21 protein-coding genes and 1 tRNA gene are annotated in these 25,583 nt (G+C 29.4%); 19 read left to right on the top strand and 3 right to left on the bottom strand.

Annotated elements, in window-relative coordinates; translation table 11 throughout:
* Positions 1 to 86: 86 nt before the first annotated feature.
* The 3 genes from hydE to hydF are packed head-to-tail and all read left to right on the top strand — an operon-like array spanning position 87 to position 3,786.
* Positions 87 to 1,196, top strand: coding sequence for a [FeFe] hydrogenase H-cluster radical SAM maturase HydE (gene hydE, locus SFBMNL_RS04825; protein ID WP_042294703.1), 1,110 nt, complete (start codon positions 87 to 89; stop codon positions 1,194 to 1,196).
* A gap of 18 nt (positions 1,197 to 1,214) precedes the next feature.
* The gene (gene hydG, locus SFBMNL_RS04820) at positions 1,215 to 2,591 is read left to right on the top strand and encodes a [FeFe] hydrogenase H-cluster radical SAM maturase HydG (protein ID WP_042294702.1); all 1,377 of its coding nucleotides are present in this window, start codon (positions 1,215 to 1,217) and stop codon (positions 2,589 to 2,591) included.
* Entirely contained in the window at positions 2,584 to 3,786 is a 1,203-nt protein-coding gene (gene hydF, locus SFBMNL_RS04815) for a [FeFe] hydrogenase H-cluster maturation GTPase HydF (RefSeq protein WP_007441086.1), read from the top strand. Before hydG ends, hydF begins: the two co-directional genes overlap by 8 nt.
* Here the strand turns inward: hydF and SFBMNL_RS04810 are convergent.
* Positions 3,783 to 5,522 (bottom strand): ferredoxin hydrogenase, encoded by a 1,740-nt coding sequence (locus SFBMNL_RS04810; protein WP_042294701.1) that lies wholly within the window; start codon positions 5,520 to 5,522, stop codon positions 3,783 to 3,785. The two genes, hydF and SFBMNL_RS04810, sit on opposite strands and share 4 nt — an antisense overlap.
* Before the next feature lie 486 nt (positions 5,523 to 6,008).
* Here SFBMNL_RS04810 and SFBMNL_RS04805 point away from each other — a divergent pair, with 486 nt between their 5' ends.
* Together SFBMNL_RS04805 and SFBMNL_RS04800 are read left to right on the top strand one after the other, a co-directional pair.
* Complete coding sequence (locus SFBMNL_RS04805) at positions 6,009 to 7,739, top strand: ABC transporter ATP-binding protein (protein WP_014017974.1); 1,731 nt, start codon at positions 6,009 to 6,011, stop codon at positions 7,737 to 7,739.
* Positions 7,736 to 9,547 (top strand): ABC transporter ATP-binding protein, encoded by a 1,812-nt coding sequence (locus SFBMNL_RS04800; RefSeq protein WP_042294700.1) that lies wholly within the window; start codon positions 7,736 to 7,738, stop codon positions 9,545 to 9,547. The genes SFBMNL_RS04805 and SFBMNL_RS04800 overlap by 4 nt, the downstream gene beginning before the upstream one ends.
* A 66-nt stretch (positions 9,548 to 9,613) precedes the next feature.
* Here the strand turns inward: SFBMNL_RS04800 and SFBMNL_RS08480 are convergent, their stop codons facing one another.
* Positions 9,614 to 10,540, bottom strand: a complete 927-nt coding sequence (locus SFBMNL_RS08480; protein WP_242838739.1) for a hypothetical protein — start codon at positions 10,538 to 10,540, stop codon at positions 9,614 to 9,616.
* Positions 10,541 to 10,866: 326 nt separating this feature from the next.
* On the opposite strand from SFBMNL_RS08480, the gene SFBMNL_RS04790 reads away from it, so the two are divergent.
* The 4 genes from SFBMNL_RS04790 (at position 10,867) to SFBMNL_RS04775 (ending at position 13,141) form a co-directional block, all read left to right on the top strand.
* A complete protein-coding gene (locus SFBMNL_RS04790; RefSeq protein ID WP_242838738.1) occupies positions 10,867 to 11,121 on the top strand; it encodes a hypothetical protein in 255 nt (84 codons plus the stop codon).
* Between the two features lie 6 nt (positions 11,122 to 11,127).
* Complete coding sequence (locus SFBMNL_RS04785) at positions 11,128 to 11,442, top strand: hypothetical protein (RefSeq protein WP_242838737.1); 315 nt, start codon at positions 11,128 to 11,130, stop codon at positions 11,440 to 11,442.
* Between the two features lie 41 nt (positions 11,443 to 11,483).
* Positions 11,484 to 12,104, top strand: a complete 621-nt coding sequence (locus SFBMNL_RS04780; protein ID WP_042294699.1) for a hypothetical protein — start codon at positions 11,484 to 11,486, stop codon at positions 12,102 to 12,104.
* A gap of 362 nt (positions 12,105 to 12,466) precedes the next feature.
* Positions 12,467 to 13,141, top strand: a complete 675-nt coding sequence (locus SFBMNL_RS04775; RefSeq protein WP_042294698.1) for a hypothetical protein — start codon at positions 12,467 to 12,469, stop codon at positions 13,139 to 13,141.
* Between the two features lie 111 nt (positions 13,142 to 13,252).
* Here the strand turns inward: SFBMNL_RS04775 and SFBMNL_RS08290 are convergent.
* Positions 13,253 to 13,349 (bottom strand) — tRNA-Sec (locus tag SFBMNL_RS08290).
* Between the two features lie 81 nt (positions 13,350 to 13,430).
* Here SFBMNL_RS08290 and yfmF point away from each other — a divergent pair.
* The 10 genes from yfmF to SFBMNL_RS04725 all read left to right on the top strand — a co-directional run bounded on the left by yfmF (position 13,431) and on the right by SFBMNL_RS04725 (position 25,580).
* A complete protein-coding gene (gene yfmF, locus SFBMNL_RS04770; RefSeq protein WP_042294697.1) occupies positions 13,431 to 14,660 on the top strand; it encodes an EF-P 5-aminopentanol modification-associated protein YfmF in 1,230 nt (409 codons plus the stop codon).
* A complete protein-coding gene (gene yfmH, locus SFBMNL_RS04765; RefSeq protein WP_042294696.1) occupies positions 14,661 to 15,917 on the top strand; it encodes an EF-P 5-aminopentanol modification-associated protein YfmH in 1,257 nt (418 codons plus the stop codon).
* A 128-nt stretch (positions 15,918 to 16,045) separates the two neighbouring features.
* Positions 16,046 to 16,984: a 16S rRNA (cytosine(1402)-N(4))-methyltransferase RsmH gene (rsmH, locus tag SFBMNL_RS04760; protein ID WP_042294695.1), complete on the top strand. Its 939-nt coding sequence runs from the start codon at positions 16,046 to 16,048 to the stop codon at positions 16,982 to 16,984.
* A gap of 33 nt (positions 16,985 to 17,017) precedes the next feature.
* Complete coding sequence (locus SFBMNL_RS04755; RefSeq protein ID WP_007442421.1) at positions 17,018 to 17,440, top strand: hypothetical protein; 423 nt, start codon at positions 17,018 to 17,020, stop codon at positions 17,438 to 17,440.
* Between the two features lie 45 nt (positions 17,441 to 17,485).
* Complete coding sequence (locus tag SFBMNL_RS04750; RefSeq protein WP_042294694.1) at positions 17,486 to 19,672, top strand: stage V sporulation protein D; 2,187 nt, start codon at positions 17,486 to 17,488, stop codon at positions 19,670 to 19,672.
* A gap of 57 nt (positions 19,673 to 19,729) precedes the next feature.
* Complete coding sequence (locus SFBMNL_RS04745; protein ID WP_042294693.1) at positions 19,730 to 21,190, top strand: UDP-N-acetylmuramoyl-L-alanyl-D-glutamate--2,6-diaminopimelate ligase; 1,461 nt, start codon at positions 19,730 to 19,732, stop codon at positions 21,188 to 21,190.
* A gap of 34 nt (positions 21,191 to 21,224) precedes the next feature.
* Complete coding sequence (locus tag SFBMNL_RS04740) at positions 21,225 to 22,589, top strand: UDP-N-acetylmuramoyl-tripeptide--D-alanyl-D-alanine ligase (RefSeq protein ID WP_005806038.1); 1,365 nt, start codon at positions 21,225 to 21,227, stop codon at positions 22,587 to 22,589.
* Positions 22,590 to 22,642: 53 nt separating this feature from the next.
* A complete protein-coding gene (gene mraY, locus SFBMNL_RS04735; RefSeq protein WP_005806040.1) occupies positions 22,643 to 23,614 on the top strand; it encodes a phospho-N-acetylmuramoyl-pentapeptide-transferase in 972 nt (323 codons plus the stop codon).
* A gap of 16 nt (positions 23,615 to 23,630) precedes the next feature.
* Positions 23,631 to 24,791, top strand: a complete 1,161-nt coding sequence (gene spoVE, locus SFBMNL_RS04730) for a stage V sporulation protein E (RefSeq protein WP_005806041.1) — start codon at positions 23,631 to 23,633, stop codon at positions 24,789 to 24,791.
* Positions 24,792 to 24,815: 24 nt separating this feature from the next.
* Positions 24,816 to 25,580 (top strand): cell division protein FtsQ/DivIB, encoded by a 765-nt coding sequence (locus SFBMNL_RS04725; RefSeq protein WP_007440456.1) that lies wholly within the window; start codon positions 24,816 to 24,818, stop codon positions 25,578 to 25,580.
* The last annotated feature ends 3 nt before the right edge of the window (positions 25,581 to 25,583 follow it).

Here is a 25,583-nt window from a genome sequence, read left to right as displayed (position 1 = left end):
CTTATGATAACCTTTATTTTTATTCAAGCGATACTTTATATTATGTATAATTGAATTTATAATATTTTATTTTAAGGAGAGTTGTTGTGATAAAAGAATATATTGATGAATTGTTCAAATTCAATGATTTGTCAGACGATAAACTTTTATATATCTTAGAAAATATTGACGAAGATAGTAAGGAATACTTAATAGAGAAGTCACATGAAACTAGAATGAGAACTTATGGAAATAAAGTTTTTATGAGAGGTCTTATTGAGTTTACTAATTATTGTAAGAAAAATTGTGAGTATTGTGGTATACAGGGAAAAAATAAAAAGGCAGATAGGTATAGACTTACTTATGATCAGATAATGGAATGTGCAATTATTGGAGATAGGCTTGGTTATAAGACTTATGTGTTGCAGGGAGGTGAAGATCCTTATTTTACTGATGACAGGATGATTGAAATCATAAAAGGAATTAAGAAAATGTTTCCTAATAACGCTATAACTTTATCTTTAGGTGAGAGAAGTTATGATTCTTATAAGAAGATGTTTGATGCTGGAGCAGATAGATACTTGTTAAGGCATGAAACGGCTTCAAAAGAATTGTATGAGTGGCTTCATCCAGGGGAGGTTTTTGGAGATAGGATAAAATGTCTTTATAATCTCAAGGAGATAGGGTATCAATTTGGTGCTGGATTTATGGTTGGATTACCTAGGCAAACGAAGAAAGATTTGGTTAAAGATTTGAGATTCGTTAAGGAAATTGAACCCCATATGTGTGGTATTGGTCCTTTTATACCTCAGAAGGAAACATCTCTTGGTGGGTATACTGCTGGAACTTTGGAAGATACTGTTATTATGCTTGCACTTGTTAGACTTCTTTTGCCTAATGTTTTATTACCTGCAACAACAGCTCTTGGGAGTATTGATAAGATGGGAAGGGAAAAAGGTATAAAGGCAGGGGGTAATGTTGTTATGCCAAATTTGTCTCCTACTAATGTTAGAGAAAAATATGCTCTTTATGATGGTAAAATTTGTACTGGTGACGAGGCCGCAGAGTGTAGAAAATGTATAGAGAGAAGGATGAATAATGCAGGTTTTGAAATCGCTGTGACTCGAGGTGATAATGTTAAGTGGAGTCAGGATAATCCTGATGTTAAGCAATATGATGAACAGCAAGTTTCTATAAATAGTATACTTGGATTTTAATTTATAAGGGAGGTATTTATGTTTATTGATCATGATTATATTGAAAAAATTTTGGATGAGAGTAGACTTGTATCGAAAGAGGATGTACAAGTTGTAATTAATAAGGCTAAAAATAAGGAAGGTCTTAATCATAAAGATGTTGCGATATTGCTTCAGCTTGAAGATAAAGATCAATTAGATAGTATTTATAAAATTGCGGGAGAGATAAAAGAATCTATTTATGGAAAGAGAATAGTTATGTTTGCTCCTTTGTATGTTAGCAATCATTGTGTCAATAATTGCTTATATTGTGGTTATAGAAGAGATAATAAATTTGAAAGAAGGAAATTAACTCAAGAAGAAATTAAAAATGAGGTTAAGATTTTGGAAAGCATGGGTCATAAAAGACTTGCACTTGAAGTTGGAGAAGATCCTGTGAATGTTCCAATTGATTATATTCTGGAATGTATTGATACGATTTATAAAACTCAAAATGATAATGGAGAAATTAGACGTATTAATGTAAATATTGCAGCAACCACTGTTGAAAATTATAGAAAATTGAAGAATGCTAATATAGGTACTTATATATTGTTTCAAGAAACTTATCATAAGCCAACTTATGAAAAGATGCATCCTAAATCAATAAAAGGAGACTATAATTATCATTTAACTTCATTTGATAGGGCTATGGAGGCTGGAATTGATGATGTTGGAGCAGGTGTTTTATTTGGTTTAGCTGATCCTAAATTTGAGGTTTTGGCACTTATGTTGCATAATGAGCATTTGGAAGAAAAGTTCAATGTAGGATTCCATACAATTTCTGTCCCACGTCTTAAGAAGGCAGAAGGTATGAATTTAGAGGATTTTCCAAATGTTTTAGATGATGAAACTTTTAAAAAGATTGTAGCAATTATAAGAATAGCTGTTCCTTTTACTGGGATAATCTTGTCTACTCGAGAAAATCAAGAGATGAGAAGAGAACTTTTAAGATATGGGGTTTCTCAGATTAGTGCAGGGTCTGTGACAGGAGTTGGAGGATATAAAGAAAAAGAAGATAGGAAAAGTGTTAATCAATTTGAGACATGTGATGATAGAAGTCCTCTTGAAGTATTAAAAGGTCTTGTTAATGATGGATATATTCCAAGTTATTGTACTGCTTGTTATAGAAAAGGTAGAACTGGGGAAAGATTTATGAGTCTTGCTAAAACTGGACAAATACAGAATGTTTGTGAGCCCAATGCATTGATGAGCTTGGTAGAATATGCACTTGATTATGGTGATGATGAGATTAGGAATAAGGTAGATAAACTTATTGATAATATTAAAGATGATTTTGAAAAGAAACATGTCCGTGAGATGATTGAGAAAAGAATAGAAAGATTAAGGAATGGAGAAAGGGATTTATATGTTTAGCACTCCAAATTCCAATAGAAAGCATATTGGAATTTATGGAAAGACGAATGCTGGGAAATCTTCTTTAATTAATAAGATTATGGAACAAAATGTTTCTATTGTTTCACCGATTGGAGGAACTACTACAGATCCAGTTTTAAAACCAATGGAACTTATACCGATAGGACCTGTTTTGTTTATTGATACAGCAGGAAGTAACGATAATACAGAACTTGGAGTGTTAAGATTTAATAAGACATATGATACGTTAAAGAGAGTTGATCTTTCTATATATGTGTTTGATTGTAACGATTTAGATAAACATTCATATGAGAAAATGAGGGTTAATTTTAAGAAATTTAATATACCTCATATAGTTGTTATAAATAAGGTTGATTTGTTAGATAATTTGGATCGTGAAGAATTAAATAATAATTTTGAAAGTCCTATATTTGTTTCAACGGAGAGCGGAGAAGGTATTGACGATTTAAAGAATAGAATAATTAAAATCTTTACTGAAAGTGAGCATGATATCCCTATAATTGGAGATATCCTTCCTTATAATAGTAAGGTCGTTATGGTCGTACCAATAGATTCAGAGGCACCAAAGGGGAGAATAATTTTGCCACAAGTTCAATGTATTCGTGATTGTTTAGATCATGGTATAAAGAGCTATGTTTTGAGGGATACAGAACTTGAAGAAGGTATAAAGGATCTGAAGGATATTGATCTTGTTATAACAGATTCACAAGCTTTTAAAAAAGTTTCGGAGATTGTACCAAAGAATATACCTTTAACTAGTTTTTCTATTTTGTTTGCAAGGCATAAGGGAAATTTAGAGAGTTTTGTTAAAGGTGTTAAGAGGATTGAAAAATTGAATAAAGATTCAAAAATATTGATTGCAGAGAGTTGTAGTCACAATATTTCACATGAAGATATTGGAAGAGTTAAAATTCCAAGATTATTAAATAAGCGTGTTGGATATGAACTTAAATATGATTTTTATGTTGGCAATGATTTTCCTGAAAATATTGACGAATATGATTTGGTTATACATTGTGGTGCTTGTATGATAAATAGGAAAAGTGTTATTAATCGCATTAATTTTTGTCAAGAGAAGGAAATTAGTATTACAAATTATGGGGTTGTATTAGCTTATTTGACTGGAATACTTGAAAGATCGATAGAAATATTTAAAAAGAAAGAGAACAATTAATTGTTCTCTTTCTTTTTGTATTTTTGGTGTAATATTTCGTGTGCCAATCCTTTTCCAGGTTTCCCCATATAAGTATCATACATTTTTAGTAAGGCAGGATTGTGATGAGATTTTCTATATTTTAAATTTTTATCTTGATTATATAGAACATTTCCACGCAATTTTTTATAATCGATCTTACTTCTCATTTCAGGAGTAACGTAAGGTTGACCTCCACCATTAATGCATCCACCATAACATGCCATAACTTCAATGAAGTGATATTGTTTTTTCTCGAGTAAATTGTCTTTCATCATTTTGAAAAAGTTAGATGCACCATTAACAACGGCTACGGTGTATTCTTTATTATTAATTTCAACAGTTGCTTCTTTGATTCCTTCGAAACCACGAACATCTTTATATTCAATTTTGTCAAGATCTTTATTTTCAAGCATATCTTTTGCACTTCTTAGGGCAGCTTCCATAACTCCACCAGTAACTCCAAAGATTGCTCCAGCTCCAGTATAAAGTCCCATAGCCTCATCTAATTCTCCATCCTCAAGAGATGAAAAGTCTATTTTTAATTCTTTTAGCATTCTTCCAAATTCACGAGTAGTTATAACAGCATCAATGTTTCTTATTCCATTATTAACCATTTCAGGTCTATCAGCTTCAAATTTTTTAGCTGTACAAGGCATTATGGTTACAGTAAATACTTTTTTTGGATCAAGATTTTCTATAGCTGGATAGTATGATTTACTTGCAGCACCAAAAATTTGTTGAGGTGATTTTGCTGTAGAAAAATTGTCTAAAAGTTCTGGAAAATAATTTTCAGCAAGTCTTACCCAGCCAGGACAACATGAAGTAAACATTGGGAAATTTGTATCATTATTTTTAATTTTGTTTACAAGTTCTGTTGCTTCTTCCATTATAGTTAAGTCAGCACCAAAGTTTAGATCAAATATTTTATCAAATCCAATTTTTCTTAATGCAGTGTAAATTTTGTTTGTAACATCAACTCCATAATCCATTTTAAACAGTTCACCTAAAGCAGTTCTAACAGACGGAGCCATAGCAACAATTACATGAATATCTGGATTTTCGAGTGCTTCTTTAACTCTTTCAATATGTGATTTTTCAGATAATGCATCAACAGGGCAAACATTTACACACTGACCACAGAGTATACAATTTGTATCATCGAAACAATCTAAATGTTGTGGTCCAACAACAATTTCTCCATTTATATCATGAAAAATTATTGATTCAGTTCCAACACGTTCTTTGCAAACAGCAACGCATCTTCCACATTTTATACATTTTGATCTATCTAAAACTATTGATTTACTCCTACTATCTATGTATTCTTCATGATTTTTAACAATGAATGGCTTAGATGCTCGAGCTTTAGTTTTTACAACCATAGGTAAAAGTTCGCAAGTTCCACGGCGTTTACATTTACCACAAGTAAAATTATAGGAATCAAGAATTTTTGAGATATTTTCTTTTACTTTTTCATTTGCTCTTTCACTATTTGTTCTTATTAACATTCCATCTTCAGCTAAAGTCGAACAAGCATGAACGATTTCGCCAGTCCCTTCAATTTCAACCATACATGTTCCGCAACGATTTACATTTAAACAATTTTCCATAAAACATAGTGTTTTAATTTCTATGTTATTATCTTTGGCAATTTGTAGTATAGTTTTCCCTTTCTCAACTGATATTTTTTTATCATTTATAATTACCTCAATCATTAAATTACCTCCAAAACTTTAGAAATCTCACTAATAATTTTCATTTACTATGTTTTAATTTTAACATATTTTAAACAAACTAGCATTAAAAATACGTGAAATTTATATTTTAGTCTTATAATTTTTTGATTGACACAGATTCATTTTAAAACAAAATCTCAAATATTTTACGTGAATTTAAAATTGCAACAAAATGAAAATGGTGGAATTAAATAATATTGTGTCAAAATTAAATTTTGAAATTCACATAAAATAAATGATATTTCGTTTTATTATTTAGGGTTTATAACAGTGTTTTTATTTTTATAATCGATATAGTTTATAGAATGTTTATTTTTTGATAAATATTTTTTATAATTTTGTATAAATTTTTATTTAATAACTCAACTTAATTTAATAAATTTAACCTATTTGAAACTAATTTTAATTTTAAAACTGATAAAATAATTTAATTGCGATAAAATTATAAAAAGAAGGAGGAACAAAATGTTTTCTTTGTTTAAATATCTTAAGAAGTATAAGTTTTTGATTTTACTTATATTTTTCTTAATTTTTGTACAATCAATGATGGAATTGTTATTGCCTACGATAATGTCAAAAGTTGTAGATGAAGGAATATTGAATAGTGATATGAAAATCATAAGTATTCAAGGCTTGAAAATGCTTGGAGTTGTCATTGTTGCAATTATAGTTTCTTTATTTTCAATTTTGTTATCATCTGTAGTTTCTGTCAAATTTGGACAAGAGATAAGAAGGAGAGTATTTATTAAAGTTCAGGGATTTTCTTCAAAAGAAATTGATAAATTTGGAGTTGCATCACTTATAACTAGAACAACTAATGATATAACTCAAGTTCAAAATGTAACATTATTAATACTTAGAATGATGATATTAGGTCCTATGATGGCTATAGGTGGTTTAATAGTATCTATGTATAAAGATATTAAGTTAGCTACAATACTCTTAATATCAATCCCTATACTTCTTATAGTTGTATTTTTAATAGGAAGTAGAGCAATTAAAATATTTTCTAAAATACAAAAAAAACTTGACAAGGTTAATTTGATTTCTAGGGAAAATTTAACTGGTATAAGAGTTATTAGAGCTTTTAATAAACAAAAATATGAAGAAAAGAGATTTGATGATGCGAATAAAGATTTAACTTTTTCGGTTAGTAAGGCATATCGTATTTTCGCAAAGTTAATTCCTATAATGTTTCTTATATTTTATTTTAATTCTTTAGCTGTTGTTTGGTTTGGAAGTCATAGAGTTGCTGATAGTACTCTTATGGTTGGAGATTTGATTGCATTTATACAGTATTCAAATCAAATAATGATTTCTCTTATGATGTTTTTCATGCTTTTTGGTATGATACCTAAAGCTATATCATCTGCAAAACGTATAAATGAAGTTTTAGAAACAGATTTTTCTATAAATGATATAGAGAATGTTAAAAAATTAATTGATTCAAATGAAGTTACTTTAAAATTTGATAATGTAAGTTTTTCCTACAATAATACTGGAGAGTATGATCTGGAAAATATAAATTTTGAATGCAAATCTGGTGATACGATTGCAATTATTGGTGGAACAGGTTCAGGTAAATCAAGTATTTTGAATCTTATCACGAGGTTTTATGATGTAACTAAGGGTAGAATACTTTTGAATGGTGTTGATATTAAAGATATTACTCAAAAGGATTTAAGAGATAGTATAGGATATGTTCCTCAGAAGGCTGTGTTATTCTCAGGTACTATTAGATCTAACTTGAAATATGGTGATGAATCTGCGACTGATGAGAGAATGGAAAGAGCGTTAAAAATTGCTCAGGCTTATGAATTTGTAAGCGGTCTTGAAGATGGAATTGACTCATATGTTTCGCAAGGTGGAACGAATTTTTCGGGAGGACAAAAGCAAAGATTATCGATATCAAGAGCTTTAGTTAAGGATTCAAAAATTTATATGTTTGATGATAGTTTCTCTGCACTTGATTTTAAAACAGATTCTAAGTTGAGGGCTGCTCTTAAAGAAAACATAAAGAATGCTATTGTTTTAATTGTAGGTCAGAGGGTAACATCTGTAATGCATTCAGATAAAATTATTGTTATGGATAATGGTAGAATTGTTGGAATAGGAACGCATAGAGAATTACTTAATAATTGTGAAGTATATAGAGAAATTGCAAAATCTCAGTTATCAGAGGAGGAATTGTCATGAAGAAACAAGATGTAGGACATTTCTCAGAGTTAAAAGGAACCAAACCATCTAAGGGGACAGCCAAGAGACTATTTGGATATTTTAAACCTAGGATATGGATTTTAGTATCGATTATTGTTTTCGCTATTTTAGGTCAAGCATTTAATATTGTGGGTCCAAAGATTATGGGATTAGCAATTAATGAATTGTTTGATGGCTCCGTTAGAATAGTAAATGGAATCGGTGGAATTGATTTTGGATTTATTGGAAAGATAATTTTACTACTTATTGTTCTTTATTTATTGGGTTGTTTGTTTACTTATTTACAGAACTATATAATGGCTGGTTTTGGACAAAGTACCATGTATGATTTAAGACGTGATGTAGACTTGAAAATTTCTAGGATACCCTTAAATTATTATGATACTAAGACTCATGGGGAAATTTTGAGTCGATTAACTAATGATATAGAATTGATTGCTACAACATTGCAAGAAAACTTAACTCAATTTATTTCTGCGATTATAACTATAGTTGGAGTTATAGCTGTTATGATAACTATAAGTCCTATTATGACAATCATTACTGTTGCAGTTTTATTTATTGGTACTAATATTATAAAGCCGTTAGTTAATAGATCACAAAAATATTTTAAGAAACAGCAAAAGACTATAGGAGAGCTTAATGGATATATTGAAGAAATGTATTCAGGACATAATGTTGTAAAAGCTTTTGGACGTGAACCTAATAATATTAAAAGGTTTGATGAGATTAATAATAATTTATATGAAAGCGGTTGGAAGGCTCAATTTATATCAGGTGTCATCATGCCTGTAATGATGTTTGTTAATAACATAAACTATATTATTATAGCTTTACTTGGAGGGTACTTTAGTATAATAGGTAAAATCGGGATAGGTGATATTCAAGCATTTATTCAATATTCAAGACAATTTGGAATGCCAATAAACCAGATTGCAAGTATTGCTAGTTTATTTCAATCAACATTGGCAGCTGCTGAGAGAGTGTTTGAATTTTTAGATGAAGAGGAACTTACTCCAGAATCTACAAAAGATGCTAGAATAACAGAAGTACATGGGAGAGTTACTTTTGAACATGTAAAATTTGGATATAATCCTGAGAAACCTCTTATGACTGATATTAGTTTTGAGGTTAAACCTGGTCAAAAAGTAGCTATTGTGGGTCATACAGGAGCAGGGAAGACGACTCTTATAAATCTTTTGATGAGATTCTATGATATAAACGGTGGAAGTATAAAGATTGATGGCGTTGATATTAATGATATGACAAGAGATTATTTGAGAAGTAATTTTGCGATGGTTCTTCAAGATACTTGGTTGTTTAATGGTACGATAAAACAAAATTTATCTTATAGCTCTGAGAATGTTTCAGATGATCAAATAATAGAAGCTTCCAAAGCAGCTCATACAGATGAGTTTATAAGGTTATTTGAACACGGATATGATACTATATTAAATGAAGATGCTTCAAATATATCACAAGGACAAAAGCAACTTTTAACTATTGCTAGAGCGATTGTTGCTGATCCGAAGATTCTTATTCTTGATGAGGCTACAAGTAATGTAGATACAAGAACGGAAGTTTTAATTCAAAAGGCAATGAAGAATCTTATGAAGAATAGAACGAGCTTTGTTATTGCTCATAGACTTTCGACTATAAAAGATGCTGATATGATACTTGTAATGAAACAAGGAAATATAATTGAGCATGGTAATCATGATGATCTTATGGCTCAAAATGGTGTTTATGCTGATTTGTATAACAGTCAATTTGAAGAAAATAATTAGGATTAATTTATAAAAACAAAAAAGCAGGTACGGTTTGTACTTGCTTTTTTGTTTTTTAGATTTTGTTTAATGATTGGTCACTTTATATGATAATTTAATGCTACCATCAATATTGAAGGTTGTTTCTTCGTATCCTGAAGGAGTTGAAACAAATTTTGAAGTTAGATCACCATGCTTATTAAATATATTTTTAGTAAATTTATCTCCACTATTAGATGTCACGACAGTAATGCCATCAGCAGTAGTATAAGTGGTTTCGGTATTTCCGCTGCTAAATTTAACATTTTGCAGAGCAGTACCATTAGAATTTACGTGTATTTCGAAAGTTAAATCTTTGGTTTCGTATCTAGAAGTAATACCACTACTATTTTTATTTTCAGTAAATATTTTATAAAGTGATGGATCCAAACCATCAGCACGAGTGTAATATCTAGTTTGTAATGATGGATCTGTTCGACTATTTTTATGTATATCTTGTTCGAAACTTCCGTTTGGATTTCGATCGGACGGATAGCTAAGTTTTGTAACTTTTGTTTCATATTCATTTCTATTATTTATTTTTTCGCTGGTAATTGTTAAAGATGTAGAGGTAGGCTTTACAGTTATGATTTTTCTACCTCCATTTTTAGTTGTTGTTTTTACATATATACTTTGATTAGTTTGTAAACTTACAGTCTGCTTTGTTTTACCACCCTCTACTAATTTAATATTTTCACCATTATCATTTTGTGTAAAAATAACAGAGCTTTGTGGTATAGTCAGTCTAGATGTCGTGGTAGTTGGATTATCTGAATATAAAAATTTAACTAAAGTTTTTCCATCATTTGTTCGACGAACGAATGATTTATCTGGGTTTATAAAAAATTCATATAAAAGACTAAGAGCACTTGGATTTTTTGATGGTCCAGCTTTAGCTGTAGTACTTGGGAAAAAACAAAAAGAAGATGCTACTCCAAATGCGACTATATAATTTTTTAAATAATGTTTTTTCATATTACTTTTATCCTCAAAATATAAAATTTCATTCAATAGATTATATCAAATAATTAATAAAATTGAATATATTATGTGATTTTTTATTAAAATAAAATAAATATATTATTAATAATTTTAAATTTTATTTGACATTGTTAACTTATTTGTTATAATTTTGTAGTATCAAATAAATTATTTTTAGGGAAAGAAAGTGTTGTTGTGAAAAAATCTTTGAACAGATTTTCAAACAAAGGTATGATTGCAAACATCTCCAAGAATAGAGGAGGGGGGGATATAAACCTCTATTAACCTTATTTAAGAATAAAAAACTTTTAAGTGGAGGTATGGCTGCTATATTAGGTTTAGCATCTGTATTTGCTATCATTCCTGGAGTTAAAGCTTCAGCTATGCTTGGACAAGGAGCAAGTTCTGGAGATGTAGCAACGAAGCAACTAACTACGGGTGTTAGAGGGCTTGTGGAACAAGCAATTAGTGGTACAGGTTCATTCTTTGGAAGAGTTTATGGATTTACTAAGATACATACCAGAACTAAGGATAGTTGTATGCTTAGAACGATAGGATTTACTTTGGAATTATGAGATGTATTGACTAGGGTAGATGTTGATGGTAAACCCGAAGATATACCTATAACAAATTTATTTGAGTTTGTTGGATTAAGAAATTGTGAAAAGTTGATTGTGGCTAGGACAAAATCTTCAGGATTAGTTTTTATAGAAAAGAAATATACAATGCAAGCACATGATACTACTGGTTTAAAAGTTACAAGTGAAACTGGTAGAAGTGGTGGTAGTTGTAAATGGGTTGAATATAAGCTAACTTTTAACACTCCGAGATCAGAAATGGAAAAGTTAGAATGGGACTCAAGAGGATTTTGGGTACATCTACATCGGAGATACTAACAAAAGAAGGTTTGAGAAATTTAAGAGGTGATAATTAATTAATGAATAAAAAATATTTAGCGAAGTCTGTGCTTTCTACTTTAGGATTGACATCTTCAATTTGTGTTTTATCAAAAATTGAAGCTTCGGCTGCTCCAGGAAAGGTTGGAGTTACAGCTCTTATGACTAGGCTAGCTTTGACTGGGGAAGGATTTATTAGGAAAGGTGGTCTAGGTTCTACAATTGTAAAATTACAAAAATCAGGTGGTGGATCTTCTCCATCAACTCATAGATTGAGCTTGAGAGATGGTGATAAGATTTATAAAACTGGTAATGGTGGTAGGTCTACAAAACTTAGTATTTTTGATGGTAATTCAGAAGTTTTTTTAGGTTCAGAAGAAGGACTTCATATAGTAACTAAATCAGGTTCAGGAGTAAGTAAAGATATTTTTGTAAAACCAGGAAATGATAGTGTAACAGTCCTGACTCAAAAATTTGTTGATGGTAATGGTAGGATTAAGGAAATTAGGGTTAAAAATTCAGGTGATGGTTCACCTTCAATACTTACTAGGGAATCTATTACAGTTAATGAGAATGATGGTACTCACAGATCAGTTACTGTATCAATTTCATCGACTAATCTTACAAATCCTACTGGACAATCTAGAACTAGTTATAGATAAAAAATTATTATTAAATATGTAGATTTTCTCAAGATAGTATAGAGAATATATATTTGTTAATAATTTTTAGATTTAAGTGCTTATGTGCTTGTGTTGTCTTGCTTTACATATTTTCCTTGTATTTTGTGTGGTTAATACTTTAGAGCTACCATAGGGAGATTTGGACTCGTTAGTTGTATGCTTAAATTAATTTTTACAAGGTCAAGTGATAATCCTCAAGATATTACGGAAAATAGTAGAAGTATTAATTAAGATTAAATTGATTTTCTTATTAGGACGAGTATATATAATACATCAATTTTATTCGACTTCATTATTATTTTCTGAATGAATATATTTTTAAATACTGAGGATAAGTATGTATGAATAAAAAGAAATTAGGTGTTTTTGTATCTGCAACATTAGGATTGATATCTTGTGTTTGTGTTTTACCAAAATTTTCTGTTTATGCACAAGGAAATTTTATGAGAGTTCTTACCCAACTTGGTACTAAGAAGGAGTGTGGATTTGTAAAAATGAATAAAGATGGCTCAAGCTTAGTAAAACTTAGATTACCAGCAGGAAATCATCATTTGCCAGCAAGTAGGAGATTGGATATAAAACCAGGGGATGAAATCTACAGAATGAAAAGTAACGGCGGTGGTTATGGGTTTGAAAATTTAAGGACTATTCGAGGAAATAATGATGTACAACTTGATACAGGTGATGGTTTGGCTATATATACAACGTCAAAAGATGGTATTAAAAAATTGTGTAAAATAGTTCCTAATACAGATGGTGTAAAAGTTTTAACTCATAAAGAAATCGTTGAAGGTGGAGAAAAAGTAGCCCTTTATAAATTGAAATATCCTAGTAATGGATCTCCTGCAACGCTTGAAAAACATTTACTTACAGTTGATCGTTCGTGTTTAACCGCTTCAGTAGACAAAATTAAAATCAATCTTGAAACAAAAGACTTCACACGGATTTTTAAGTTTAGAAATGGTGTTGATTCAGATAAACTTGTGTTTGAAGCTTTGCATATACCATTAGATTAAGTATTTATAAACTATCATTGAATAGGTTATTGATTTATCCAAATTTATATGTTATATTTTTGCAATAAAAAAAGCATATCGTAAGATATGCTTTAATTTTTGGAATTAATGTGGCGAGAGTATGTAGGAATCGAACCCACCTATCGTGGTATTAGCACGACAACATAGTTTTGAAGACTCGCAAGTCCACCAGAACTCATCTACTCTCACATGCAATATGTATTGATTATAGTTGATTATTTTTAGGATGTCAAACAAAAATAATATTAAGTGAGGTTTTCATTTTTGTATGAATATAAAATTTATTAAAAATGATAAGTTTAAATCTAATAGCATTACATTGAATATTCCAATGGATTTAGATGAGAAAGTTACAGATTTAAATTTGGTGACAGAAATGATTAAGGTAGGATCAAAGAAATATGATTCATTTAAAAAACTTTATAGCAAACTTCAAGAGATGTACGGAGCTCAATTTGATTGTTATCTTAATAAGCATGGTGAAGTCGTTATATTTACAATTTACATAAGTTTCTTGAAAGATAAATATATCATAGAAAATATTTCGTTGTGGAAAGAAGTTATAGACTTTCTATATGAGATTTTTTATAACACTTTAAATGATGGAAATTGTTTTAAAAAAGATTTTCTTAAAATTGAAAAGGAAAGTCTTCGTTCAAATATCTTGAGTCTTGTTGACTCGAAAGGTTATTATGCGTACATAAAATGTGAACAGTTAGCGACTAAAAATGAACCTTATTCAAATTATTCTTATGGAAATATTGAAAGGTTAGATAAGATTGATGAATTTAATCTTTATGAGTATTATGAAAATTTAAAAACTCTTCCATATTATTTTATTGTTATGGGCGACTTTGATGAAGAAAAGATAAAAGAGATGCTTAGTGAAAGATTCGGCGATAATATTAAAAAAAGTTTTTCAACAAATAATAATAAGTTTATAAGTACTCCTTTTGTTGAAGAATTTGAAAATCATGAAGTTACTCAGACTAAACTAGTTATAAATTTTAAAACTGATGTAACTATTTTTAATGGAGATTATTATGCATTTTTTGTGTTTAATTGTATTTTGGGTGGCGGTTACTCAAAACTTTATAGAGAAGTTCGTCAAAAACAAAGTCTTGTATATTATATAAATTCTTATTATGAAAAGTTCAAAGGCTTAGTGTCTATTGAGTGCGGAGTTGATGATAAAAATTTAGAGCATACTAAGCAGACTATTTTAAAAGAAATTGATAGCATGAAAAATGGAGATATCACAGATTTGGAAATAGAAAATGCTAAAATGAGTATAAGACGTCTTTTGATATCCATACATGATAGGGTTTCAACAATGCATTCGTTTGTTTCACCATTGTATATTTTTGATAGATACATAGACGTTGATGAGTTTTTGAATAATATAAATCAAGTTACTAGAGAGAGAATAATTGAGGTTTCTAAGACAATAGTCAAATCTGCTATATTTTCTATTAGGCCTATGAAGGAGGTGGAATAGATGAATATTTTAAAAAATGATCTTTTAGGTGAGTCTGTTAAAAGTTTTGAAGTCAATGGACTTAAAGTTTATGTTATGGAGAAAAATCAATTTTCTACTGCGTCAGCTTCATTTGTCATAAAATATGGATCGAATGATATTTCTTTTAAACTTGACAGTGAAGATAGATTTAAGAAATATCCACTAGGTATTGCCCACTTTTTGGAACATAAAATGTTTGACGGTGTAGGTGATGATGAAGTTTTTAAGAAATTTTCAGAGATTGGTGCGGATGTTAATGCCTATACCTCAAACAATATAACTAATTATTATTTTAGTACAATTAATAATTTTGAAAAATCACTCGAATACCTTTGTGATATGATTTATAATCTTAATTTGACAAATGAAAGAGTGGAGAAAGAGAAACCAATTATTGAACAAGAGCTTAGAATGTATGATGATGATCCATATAACAGAGTTCATAGAAATTTACTTTCTGTAATGTATAACTATCATCCTGTTAGATTTGATATTGGTGGAGATGTAAACACAATTAAATTTATTGAAAAAAGCCATCTGGAAGATTGTTATAATACCTTTTACTCAAATAATAATATGTTTCTGGTTTTGGTTGGTAATGTTAAAGCTGAAGAGTGTAAAACTATGCTAGAGAGATTTGTTGTAAATAAATTTAGTGGAAATGTAATTAGAGAAAATTTTGATGCACTTGATAAGATTAATACTCATTATATAGAACAAGATATGAAAATGAGTGTACCAACAAACTTAATAGGATTTAAGGATGTAACTAGATCTACAAATTACATAAGAAAACTTATAGTTTTTGAAATGATACATAGGATGTTTTTTAGAGCGACATCAAACTTTTATGAAAAGATTTATAAAGATGGAATAATAAATGGAAGTTATTACACTGATTATATTAATGAAAATGATTATGGATATTATTTATTCGGTGGTGATGGTGATTCATTTAAAAAACTTCCTGAGATTTTATTTAGTCATTACAATAACTATGATTTTTCAAAAGATAAGCATGTTTTTGAGCGAGTTAAGAAAGCCATGTATGGAAATTATATCAACTTGTTTAATAATATTGACTATATTTCACAATTGATGATTAAATTGATCAATAACAATTTAAATATTTTTGATTATTTCAATGAATTAAATAAAGTTACTCTTGATGATATCGTATTTGAGTTTAAAAATATGTTTAATGAATTTAATATGATGTATTCTAGAGTAGTTTAGGATTGGCTGAGTCTATAAAAGGCTCAGCTTTCATTTTATTAATTAAAAACTTTGAAGATTATAAAAGGTTTTTATATAATTAAGTAAAATATATACTTAAATTAGTTAAATAGAAATGGGGAAAAATTTTGCAATTTAATCACTTTTCTGTAATGTTAGATGAAAGTATAGATTCACTTAATATAAAACAAGAAGGAATATATGTTGATTGTACCCTTGGAGGAGGAGGACATTCATCAAAAATTTTGGATGGTTTAAATAATACAGGAAGACTAATAGGAATAGATCAAGATCAATATTCGATTGATTATTGCAGACAAAAATTTTCGGGATATGATAATATAAGTTTCGTACAAGATAATTTTAAAAATATTGATTTAATACTCAAAATGATTGGAATAGAAAAAGTCGATGGTATCTTAATGGATCTGGGTGTTTCTTCATATCAAATTGACACTGATGATAGAGGATTCAGTTACATAAGAAATGGTAAGCTTGATATGAGAATGGATACATCCCAAAGTTTTTCAGCTTATGATATCATAAATGGATATGATGAAGAAAAACTTAGTTACATATTTAAGGTTTATGGTGAAGAAAAGTATCATAGAAGAATAGCAAATAAAATTGTTGAATCACGAAAACTAAATAAAATATCAACAACACATGATTTAGTTAAGTTAATAGATGATGTCATACCAAAATTTGAGATAAAAAAGAGAGGACATTTATCTAAAAAAGTTTTTCAAGCATTGAGAATAGAAGTTAATGGAGAACTTGAAATATTGGAGAAAGCGATAATTGATGCTATTAATCATTTAAATGTAGGTGGACGCATTTCAATTATAACTTTTCATTCATTAGAAGATAGAATAGTTAAAAATACTTTTAATTATCTAGCGACTGAATGTGTTTGTCCAAAAGATTTTCCTGTTTGTAGATGTGAAAAGAAAAAAGAAATATCAATCATAAATAAGAAACCTGTTTTGCCATCAGGAACAGAGCTTTCTAAAAATTCACGATCAGCTTCGGCTAAATTAAGAGTTGCAGAAAAATTAATTTATTAATTAAGTAATAAAATTCTTAAAAGGTGAGTAAACATGGAAGAAAATAAAAAAATTTTTAATGGCCAAGAAGAAGAGGTGATGTCTATAAAAAAACGTTCCTTTAACATTTATGTTAGACGCAGTTTTTTTTGTACGTTTATATTTTTTATTATTTGTAGTGCATTTCTTATTAGTAGCAGTTCTAAGGTCTATAAAAAGCAAAGGGAAGTTAATGTTTTGAAATCCCAAATTAGTAGATTGACAGAGGAACTTGAAAGTTTACAACTTGAGATTTTGAATCTAAAAGGGTTTGATAAAGTTATGGAATATGCAGAATTTTTAGGAATGACTCCAGCTAAGCTTGGTGACTCTGTATTTGTTGATTTAAGTAAAGATAATTTTGATGTTGAAGTAAAGGAAGAGCCCAATAGACCGTTTATTATTAGGATATATGATAAAATAATGGGAAAGGAATAGAGGAGATTATATATCTAGATTCTTTATTATTTAAAGAGGTGAATCATGAAACATAAGTTTACCGATAGATTTTTGATGAAGAAAAGAGCTATAGTGACTATGTTTATATTTTATTTTTTGATATTAGTCATTTTAGCTAATCTTTTTAGGGTTATGATTATAAAGGGAGATGAGTATTACGCTATAGCAGAAGATCAATGGACTAGTTCTGTTAAAATTCAAGCGAGAAGGGGATCGATTTTAGATAGAAATTTAAAAGAATTAGCTGTTAGTGCTAATGTTTATCGTGTTGATTTAGATTTGAAGACGATACGTGAATATTTAGAGAATAATTCTTTGACATATGAAGACATTGCTCCTAAAATATCTGAAGCTTTGGAGATGGATGAACAGAAAGTATTGAAAGTTTTAAATACTAAGGATAGTAAAGGCAATCCAGCAGGATCAGCTTATTTGATAAGAAGAGTTGAAAAGCAAAAGGTAGATAAAGTTCAAGAACTTAATATATCTGGTATAATTATTTCTCCTGATACAAAGAGGTATTATCCAAATAATGCTTATTTAGCTCATGTGCTTGGGTCAACAGACATTGATGGAAGAGGTCTTACAGGAATTGAGCTTATGTATGATGAACAACTTACAGGTGTAGATGGTTTTAGAATAGTTGAGCTTGATGCAAAATCAAGAGATCTTCCATATTCAATAAGTGAGTACATAGAACCTATTGATGGTAAAAATGTTGTTTTGACAATTGATGAAAAGATACAGTTCTTTGCTGAAAAAGTTGCAAAGCAAGCACTTGATGATAATAAAGCAAAGGCAGTTTCGGTTATTGTTATGAATCCTGAAAATGGTGAAATTTTAGCAATGGTTAATAAGCCAGATTTTAATCCTAATACCGTAAGAGATGAAGTTGCTACTTATGATGAACTTCAAAAACTTTGGAGGAATAAAGCGGTTAATGACATATATGAACCTGGATCTATATTTAAAATTATTACTGCTATTGCGGCCATTGAAGAAGGACTTGTATCTGAATCAGATACTTTTGTTTGTAATGGACACAAGGAAGTTGGAGGAAGGATTATACACTGCTGGAAGAGAACAGGTCATGGAACTTTAGATTTTAAAGGAGTTCTTCAAAATTCATGTAATGTTGGAACTATGGAGATTGGGGAAAGACTTGGAGCAGAGAAGTTAAGTAAATATATAGAAAAATTTGGATTTGGTCAGAAGACAGGACTAGATTTATCTGGAGAAGCTAAAGGAATTATAAAGAAGGTTGAAAATATATCAACTGTTGATCTTGCAACAATTTCATTCGGTCAAACAAATACAACTACTCCTATTCAATTTTTAGCAGCTGTTAATGCCGTTGCGAATGATGGAGTTTGGGTTAGACCGCATTTTATGAAAGAAGTTTCTCATTATGATGATGAATTTAATTATATTGTTGATGAAAAATTTGATGATTATGGGGAGAAACGTGTTGTAAGTGAAGAAAGTTCAGCTCTCATGAGAGATATACTTGAGTCAGTTGTATCTGAGGGTTCTGGTTCAAGAGCTTTTATTGAAGGCTATGAAATAGCTGGTAAGACTGGTACAGCCCAAAAGGTTGATACTGAAACAGGAACTTATGGAGCAGGGAAATATATTTCATCATTCGTTGGTTTTGCACCAGCAAGTGATCCAAAGGTTAGTATATTTATTTCAATTGATGAGCCTTCAGCTGGCGAGTATTATGCTGGTGTAATTACAACGCCTGTTGCTAGACAATTATTCTCAGATATATTTAATTATTTAGCTATAGACGTTAAGTCTACAGATGAAGAGGTTAGAAAAAGCTTACTTAAAGATGTAATAGTTCCTGAGATTAGAGAATTTGGTGTTAAAGATGGACAACAATTATTAAAAGAATTAAATTTAGATTATGAAACTGTTGGCGAGGGTGATAAGATTGTAGATATTACACCAAAACCAGGTTATTCAGTTAAAGAAGGAACTAAGATAGTTATATATAGAGGTGATTCTTCGCAGATAGATAAACAGGTTTTGATGCCCGATCTGTACGGTTATAGCAAGCAGGGGGCCATTGAGATACTTGAGAGTATTGGTCTTAAGTATAATATAAGTGGTGAAGGACTTCTTGTCAGTCAGAGCATTGAAGCAGGAAAAATAATAGAAAAGGGCGATGTAGTAGAATTAATCTTTAGTGTTAAAGATATTCATTAATAAAAAATAATTAAAGAAGGATTTTTATCCTTCTTTAATTATAATACTGGAGGGAATATGAGAGTATCAGAATTGTTTAAGTCATTTGATTATGAAATTATTTCTGGAAGTGATGATGTAGATATTAATAAAATAACGGATAATACAAATGATATTTTGGATGGAGATTTGTTTTTTTGTATAAGAGGATATAATTTTGACGGTCATAATTTTATTGATTTAGCTTTATCAAAGGGAGTTAAAGCTATTGTTGTTGATAGTAATTATGGAAGCAGGTTTGATTTTGTAGGTAGTGTTACTTTGATTTGTGTTGAGGATACACGAAAAGCTTTATCAGTAGCGTCCATAAATTTTTATGGAAGACCACATGAAAAATTTAAGATTATTGGTGTTACAGGGACAAATGGTAAAACTACAACGACATTTATTCTTAGAGAGATTTTTAGGAATGCTGGTTTTAAAACGGGAGTTATAGGTACTATAAGTAACTTTATCAATGATAAGAAAATAAAGTCTGAAGGTACAACACCAGGAGCTTTACAGTTAAACTCTTTGTTGAATGAAATGGATAAAGAAGGTGTTGAGTATTGTTTTATAGAGGTATCTTCACATGCTTTGGAATTGGATAGGGTTTATGGGATTAAATTTGATTATGGAATTTTTACGAATTTAACTCAAGATCACTTAGATTTTCATAAGAATTTTTCAGAATATTTTAATGCTAAATTTAAATTATTTGAAAATAGTGAGAGAATTATTATAAACAAAGACGATGAATATGGAAGAAAAATAATTGATATGATTTCTTCGAATGTTATTACATATGGTCTTGATGAAAATATGAATGATTTTGTTGCGAAGGATATTGTGTTTAATGATAACTCAACAAAGTTTACTGTCTGTGATAAATTTGGTAATAGATATGAATTTGATTACAACCTTGTAGGAAAGTTTAATGTATATAATGCTATACCTTGCATTGCTATAGCACTTAATGAGGGAATTTCGGTAAATGTGATTAATGAAAGTTTAAAAAATATTTTTGTAGTCGGAAGACTCGAAAATGTTTCTAAAAAATATGGATTAGATTGTGACATTTATTTGGATTATGCACATACGCCAGATGGTCTTAAAAATTGTCTTTCTACCTTAAGAAATATTTCCAAAGGAAGAATTATTTGTGTAGTTGGATGTGGTGGAGACAGAGATAAAGAGAAACGACCACAAATTGGGAAAATTGCATCAGAGCTTAGTGATTATGTTTATATAACTTCTGATAATCCGAGAAGTGAAGATCCTGAATCCATAATAAATGATATTGTTGCAGGTGTTAATAAGTCGAATTATGAAGTTGTAATAAGTCGATTTGATGCGATAAAAAAATCTATAAAAAACAGAAAAACTAATGATATAATTTTGATAGCAGGCAAAGGACATGAGGATTATCAAATATTGAAAGATAAGGTTATACATTTTGATGAAAGAGAAGTCATTGATGAAATATTAAAACAGAAATAATTTGACAATATTTTATTTTGAAGGTGTGATAAGAATGACTCTTAATATTGAGGAAATTGTTAAATGTGTCTTTGGGGATTTGCTAATTAAAGGTACATATCGTGAATTTAATAAGATATCGATCGACACTAGAACTATAAATGATCAAGATATATTTTTGGCAATAAGAGGAGAAAATTTTGATGGTAATAAGTATATTTTTGATGCAATAAAGAAAGGAGTTAAGCTCTGTATTATTGATAGAAATTATTTTGTTGATAAAGAATTTGATCCTTATGATGTTTCCATTATATTAGTTGACAATACACTTGAGGCACTTAATAATCTTGCTATTTATGTAAGGTCAAAATTAGATATAGATTTGATAGCTGTAACAGGATCAGTGGGTAAGACGACTACAAAAGATTTGATTTATGATTTTTTATCTTCAAATTATAAAGTTTATAAAAGTTTTGGAAATCTTAATAATCATTTGGGGATGCCTATGTCCCTTGTTAATATCGATGATGATGCTGAAATTGGTGTATTTGAAGTTGGAATGAACAAGATGGGTGAGATTGATCATTTAGTGAGTATTTTAAGGCCACATATTGGGGTTATAACAAACATTGGAGTAAGTCATATAGAGTTTTTGAAAACGAAGGAAAATATATTCAAAGCTAAAATGGAGATAGTAAATTATTTTGATCAAGATGATATTTTAATTGTAAATAATGAGGATGATTTATTAAAGACAGTTCAGTCGTCAGATTTTATAGTCAGTAGGATCGGATTTTCTGAAGAATGTGATATGTATGCGAGTAATGAGGAAATATCATTAAATAAGATTAAATTCGATGTTTTATATAATGGAAAGAATGAAACAGTTGCATTGCCAATCAATGGTAAACATAATGTACTAAATTCTCTTATCGCGTTTAAATTATGTGAAATCTTTAATATTCCCATGGATGTTGTTAGAAATAAATTTGATTCATTAACTCCAGCTAGTATGAGGCAGGAGATAATTAAATATAAAGATATTACGATTATAAATGATTGTTATAATGCGAGTCCAACTTCTATTAAGAGTGCATTAGATATACTTTCTTTATACCAAAATGAAAAAGTATGTATTTTAGGTGATATGGCAGAGATCGGAGAGTTTGCAGATAAATATTACAGAGAAATTTCTGAGTATGTTAATGGTAGATCAGATAAACTGATAGCCATTGGGAAATATAGAAATGAGTATTGTATTAATTTTAATAGCAAAGAAAATTGCTTTTTATTTGAGGATGTAGAAGAGTTTGAAAAAAATATAAAGAGCATCTTAAATGGGAATGAAACTGTGCTTGTTAAAGCTTCTCGATCAGCTAAACTCGAGCGAGTTGTTGAGAGTATAAAAAATATATTTTAAGAAATGAAAGGGAGGGACTAAACTTATATGGCTGTATAAGTTTAGGCGTATTTATGGAAATATTAGTATTATTAGTTCTTCCTTTGATTTGTTCATTTGTTTTAGCGTACATATTAGGCAAAATTTTAATTCCAATTTTACATCGTATGAAATATGGACAAAGTATAAGAGAAGAGGGACCACAATCCCATTTAAAAAAACAAGGAACACCAACAATAGGTGGTTTAATTTTTATAGTTGCTACAACAATAGTTACGATCTTATATTCAATAATTTATGTTGGGACATTTTCTAATGAAGTTATTATAGCTTTAGGTATATTTTTATCTTTTGGATTTGTTGGATTTTTGGATGATTATCTAAAGATTTTACGAAAAAATAATTTGGGTTTAAGAGCATATCAAAAGATGGCATTATTGATTATTATAAGTTTGGCTATATATTTTACCACTAAAGATTATCAAGACTTTAGGATGATATATATTCCATTTTTAAATAGTACTATAAATTTATCATTTTTTTATTTACCGTTTTTGTTTGTTTATTTTACTGGTGTAACTAATGCTGTTAATTTAACAGATGGATTAGATGGACTAGCTACAGTTGTATCAATAATTGTATTGTTGTTTTTGTTTGTAGTTGGATTTATGATTGGGAAAATTGATTTAAGCATTTTTGCATTCATACTTGTTGGAGCATTAATGGCATTTTTAATATTTAATGTCAATCCTGCCAAGGTTTTTATGGGTGATACAGGATCTCTTGCTCTGGGTGGAGCGATTGCAGCAATCGCATTTATATTTAAAATTGAAGTTATAATGATTTTTGTAGGAATTATTTATGTTATTGAAACATTATCCGTTATCATTCAAGTTTTAGTATACAAGTTAACGAAGAAGAGAGTGTTTAAGATGGCACCTATACATCACCATTTTGAACATTTGGGTTGGAGCGAAAACAAAATTGTTTATGTGTTCGGTACAATTACATTAATAGCATGCATTTTGTCTTTTTTAATGCTGTGAAAGGAATGACGCTTGTATGGAAAATAACGAAAATGAATTGAATCCTAAAAGTACTAGAATATCTAGACTTTTTAAATTAAACAAGGCAGATGGTGAGATTGATTACATTTTATTTTATACCGTAATACTTCTTGTTGCTATTGGGGCGATAATGATATATAGTGCAAGTTCTTATAGGGCTGCCAATGAACTTCAAGATAGTATGTATTATTTAAAAAGACAATTGATATTTGTATTTGCGGGTGCTGTATCTATAGTTTTCTTTATAAGGTGGGATTACCATAAATTTAGAAATCCAAGACTTGTTGTAACGTTGATGATAATAACAATAATACTTTTATTGTTGGTTTTCTTATTTCCTCCAATAAATGGAGCTCAAAGATGGATACAGTTAGGACCTTTGTCGCTTCAACCATCTGAAATGGCAAAGTATGTTGTAGTTATATATCTTGCGAGGAGTTTGGATAAGAAAGGGGATGAAATAAAGAAATTTTGGTCAGGAGTGTTTCCAACACTTATGGTAGCCGGAATTTTTGCAGGACTTGTTCTTGCCGAAAAGAATCTCAGCATAACATCTGTTATAATGTTTGTTGCATTTATTCTTATAACAGTATCGGGGGCTAAAAAGAAGCATCTTTTTACGTTAGGTGGTATTGGTCTTGCAGCTGGTATGACTCTTATACTTGCAGCTCCTTATAGATTGAAGAGACTTATGAGTTTTATGGATCCATGGGCAGATCCTAGGGGAGATGGATATCAATTGATTCAGTCATTATTAGCATTAGGTTCTGGAGGATTTTTAGGTTTAGGATTTGGAATGTCTAGACAAAAGGCTTATTATTTGCCTGAACCACATAATGATTTTATATTTTCAGTTATAGCAGAAGAAACAGGATTTTTAGGAGGGTTAATAATTATATTTTTATTTGCAATTTTGATATGGAGAGGAATTGTTATTGCTATAAAATGTAAAGATAATTTTGGAACATTACTTGCAATGGGAATAACATCTGTTATTGCAATACAGGCAATTATAAATTTAGCTGTTGTTACTGGTACTATGCCTGTTACTGGAGTTCCACTTCCATTTATAAGTTATGGAGGGTCATCATTGTTGTTTAATATGACAGCCGTTGGAATTCTTTTAAATGTATCTAGAAATAGGGTCAAATGGTAGCGATACGAGGTAAACTTATATTATATGGATAAGAAAATAATAAATAAGAATAGATTGATAAGAAGACGAAGAATATTTTTAATTAGAAGAATTATCTTATTATTTTTAATATTTGTGATATTTTTATTAGTTTTAATTAATTCACCGTTGTTTAATATAAAGTATATAGATGTTAGTGGAAATAAGCTTTTATCTCCGGAGTATGTAAAGCAAGAACTAAATATGTTATATAATAAAAATCTTCTATTTCATTCTATAGAGCAGAATCTTACAACTTTAAGGCAAAATAAATATGTTGAGAGTGTTACATACAAGAAAAAGTTTCCAAATAAATTAAACATTATTCTTGAGGAAAAAGTTATAGATTATTATGTTTATTTTAATGGTTCATTTTACATATTTGATTCAAATTCAGTGCTAGTTGATGTGTTGGATTATAAAGAAGATTTTGAAATTTTAGAAATAAAGGGAATTGAATTTTCAGGAAACTTAAATATTGGAGATCAATTGTTTGAAGATGGTAGTAGAGAATTAGATTGGATTAAAAACATGAGCAGTTTACTTAAGCTAAATAAAACGAATATAAAATTTGATTATATTGATTTAACAGATATTTATAACGTTGTTATAGGATATAAAAATATAATAATTAAGATAGGAAATAATTCAGATCTTAGACAAAAATTAAATATTGCTATAAATACTATTAATTCTAATGAAGGATATAATAAAATGACAGGATATATTGATGTTAGAACTAAAAGTCATCCTGTTGTTTCGCTTCAATAATAT

The sequence above is a fragment of the Candidatus Arthromitus sp. SFB-mouse-NL genome (assembly GCF_000709435.1).
Classification (GTDB): domain Bacteria; phylum Bacillota; class Clostridia; order Clostridiales; family Clostridiaceae; genus Dwaynesavagella.
The sequence above is the reverse complement of the archived record's forward strand: the minus strand, read 5'-3'. Positions and strand labels throughout refer to the sequence as shown.

Coding starts and splice junctions, on each gene's coding strand:
- hydG (WP_042294702.1), top strand. CDS start 1,215: ATGTTTATTGATCATGATTATATTGAAAAAATTTTGGATGAGAGTAGA.
- hydF (WP_007441086.1), top strand. CDS start 2,584: ATGTTTAGCACTCCAAATTCCAATAGAAAGCATATTGGAATTTATGGA.
- SFBMNL_RS04810 (WP_042294701.1), bottom strand. CDS start 5,522: ATGATTGAGGTAATTATAAATGATAAAAAAATATCAGTTGAGAAAGGG.
- SFBMNL_RS04805 (WP_014017974.1), top strand. CDS start 6,009: ATGTTTTCTTTGTTTAAATATCTTAAGAAGTATAAGTTTTTGATTTTA.
- SFBMNL_RS04800 (WP_042294700.1), top strand. CDS start 7,736: ATGAAGAAACAAGATGTAGGACATTTCTCAGAGTTAAAAGGAACCAAA.
- SFBMNL_RS08480 (WP_242838739.1), bottom strand. CDS start 10,540: ATGAAAAAACATTATTTAAAAAATTATATAGTCGCATTTGGAGTAGCA.
- SFBMNL_RS04790 (WP_242838738.1), top strand. CDS start 10,867: ATGGCTGCTATATTAGGTTTAGCATCTGTATTTGCTATCATTCCTGGA.
- SFBMNL_RS04780 (WP_042294699.1), top strand. CDS start 11,484: ATGAATAAAAAATATTTAGCGAAGTCTGTGCTTTCTACTTTAGGATTG.
- SFBMNL_RS04775 (WP_042294698.1), top strand. CDS start 12,467: ATGAATAAAAAGAAATTAGGTGTTTTTGTATCTGCAACATTAGGATTG.
- yfmF (WP_042294697.1), top strand. CDS start 13,431: ATGAATATAAAATTTATTAAAAATGATAAGTTTAAATCTAATAGCATT.
- yfmH (WP_042294696.1), top strand. CDS start 14,661: ATGAATATTTTAAAAAATGATCTTTTAGGTGAGTCTGTTAAAAGTTTT.
- SFBMNL_RS04755 (WP_007442421.1), top strand. CDS start 17,018: ATGGAAGAAAATAAAAAAATTTTTAATGGCCAAGAAGAAGAGGTGATG.
- SFBMNL_RS04750 (WP_042294694.1), top strand. CDS start 17,486: ATGAAACATAAGTTTACCGATAGATTTTTGATGAAGAAAAGAGCTATA.
- SFBMNL_RS04745 (WP_042294693.1), top strand. CDS start 19,730: ATGAGAGTATCAGAATTGTTTAAGTCATTTGATTATGAAATTATTTCT.
- SFBMNL_RS04740 (WP_005806038.1), top strand. CDS start 21,225: ATGACTCTTAATATTGAGGAAATTGTTAAATGTGTCTTTGGGGATTTG.
- mraY (WP_005806040.1), top strand. CDS start 22,643: ATGGAAATATTAGTATTATTAGTTCTTCCTTTGATTTGTTCATTTGTT.
- spoVE (WP_005806041.1), top strand. CDS start 23,631: ATGGAAAATAACGAAAATGAATTGAATCCTAAAAGTACTAGAATATCT.
- SFBMNL_RS04725 (WP_007440456.1), top strand. CDS start 24,816: ATGGATAAGAAAATAATAAATAAGAATAGATTGATAAGAAGACGAAGA.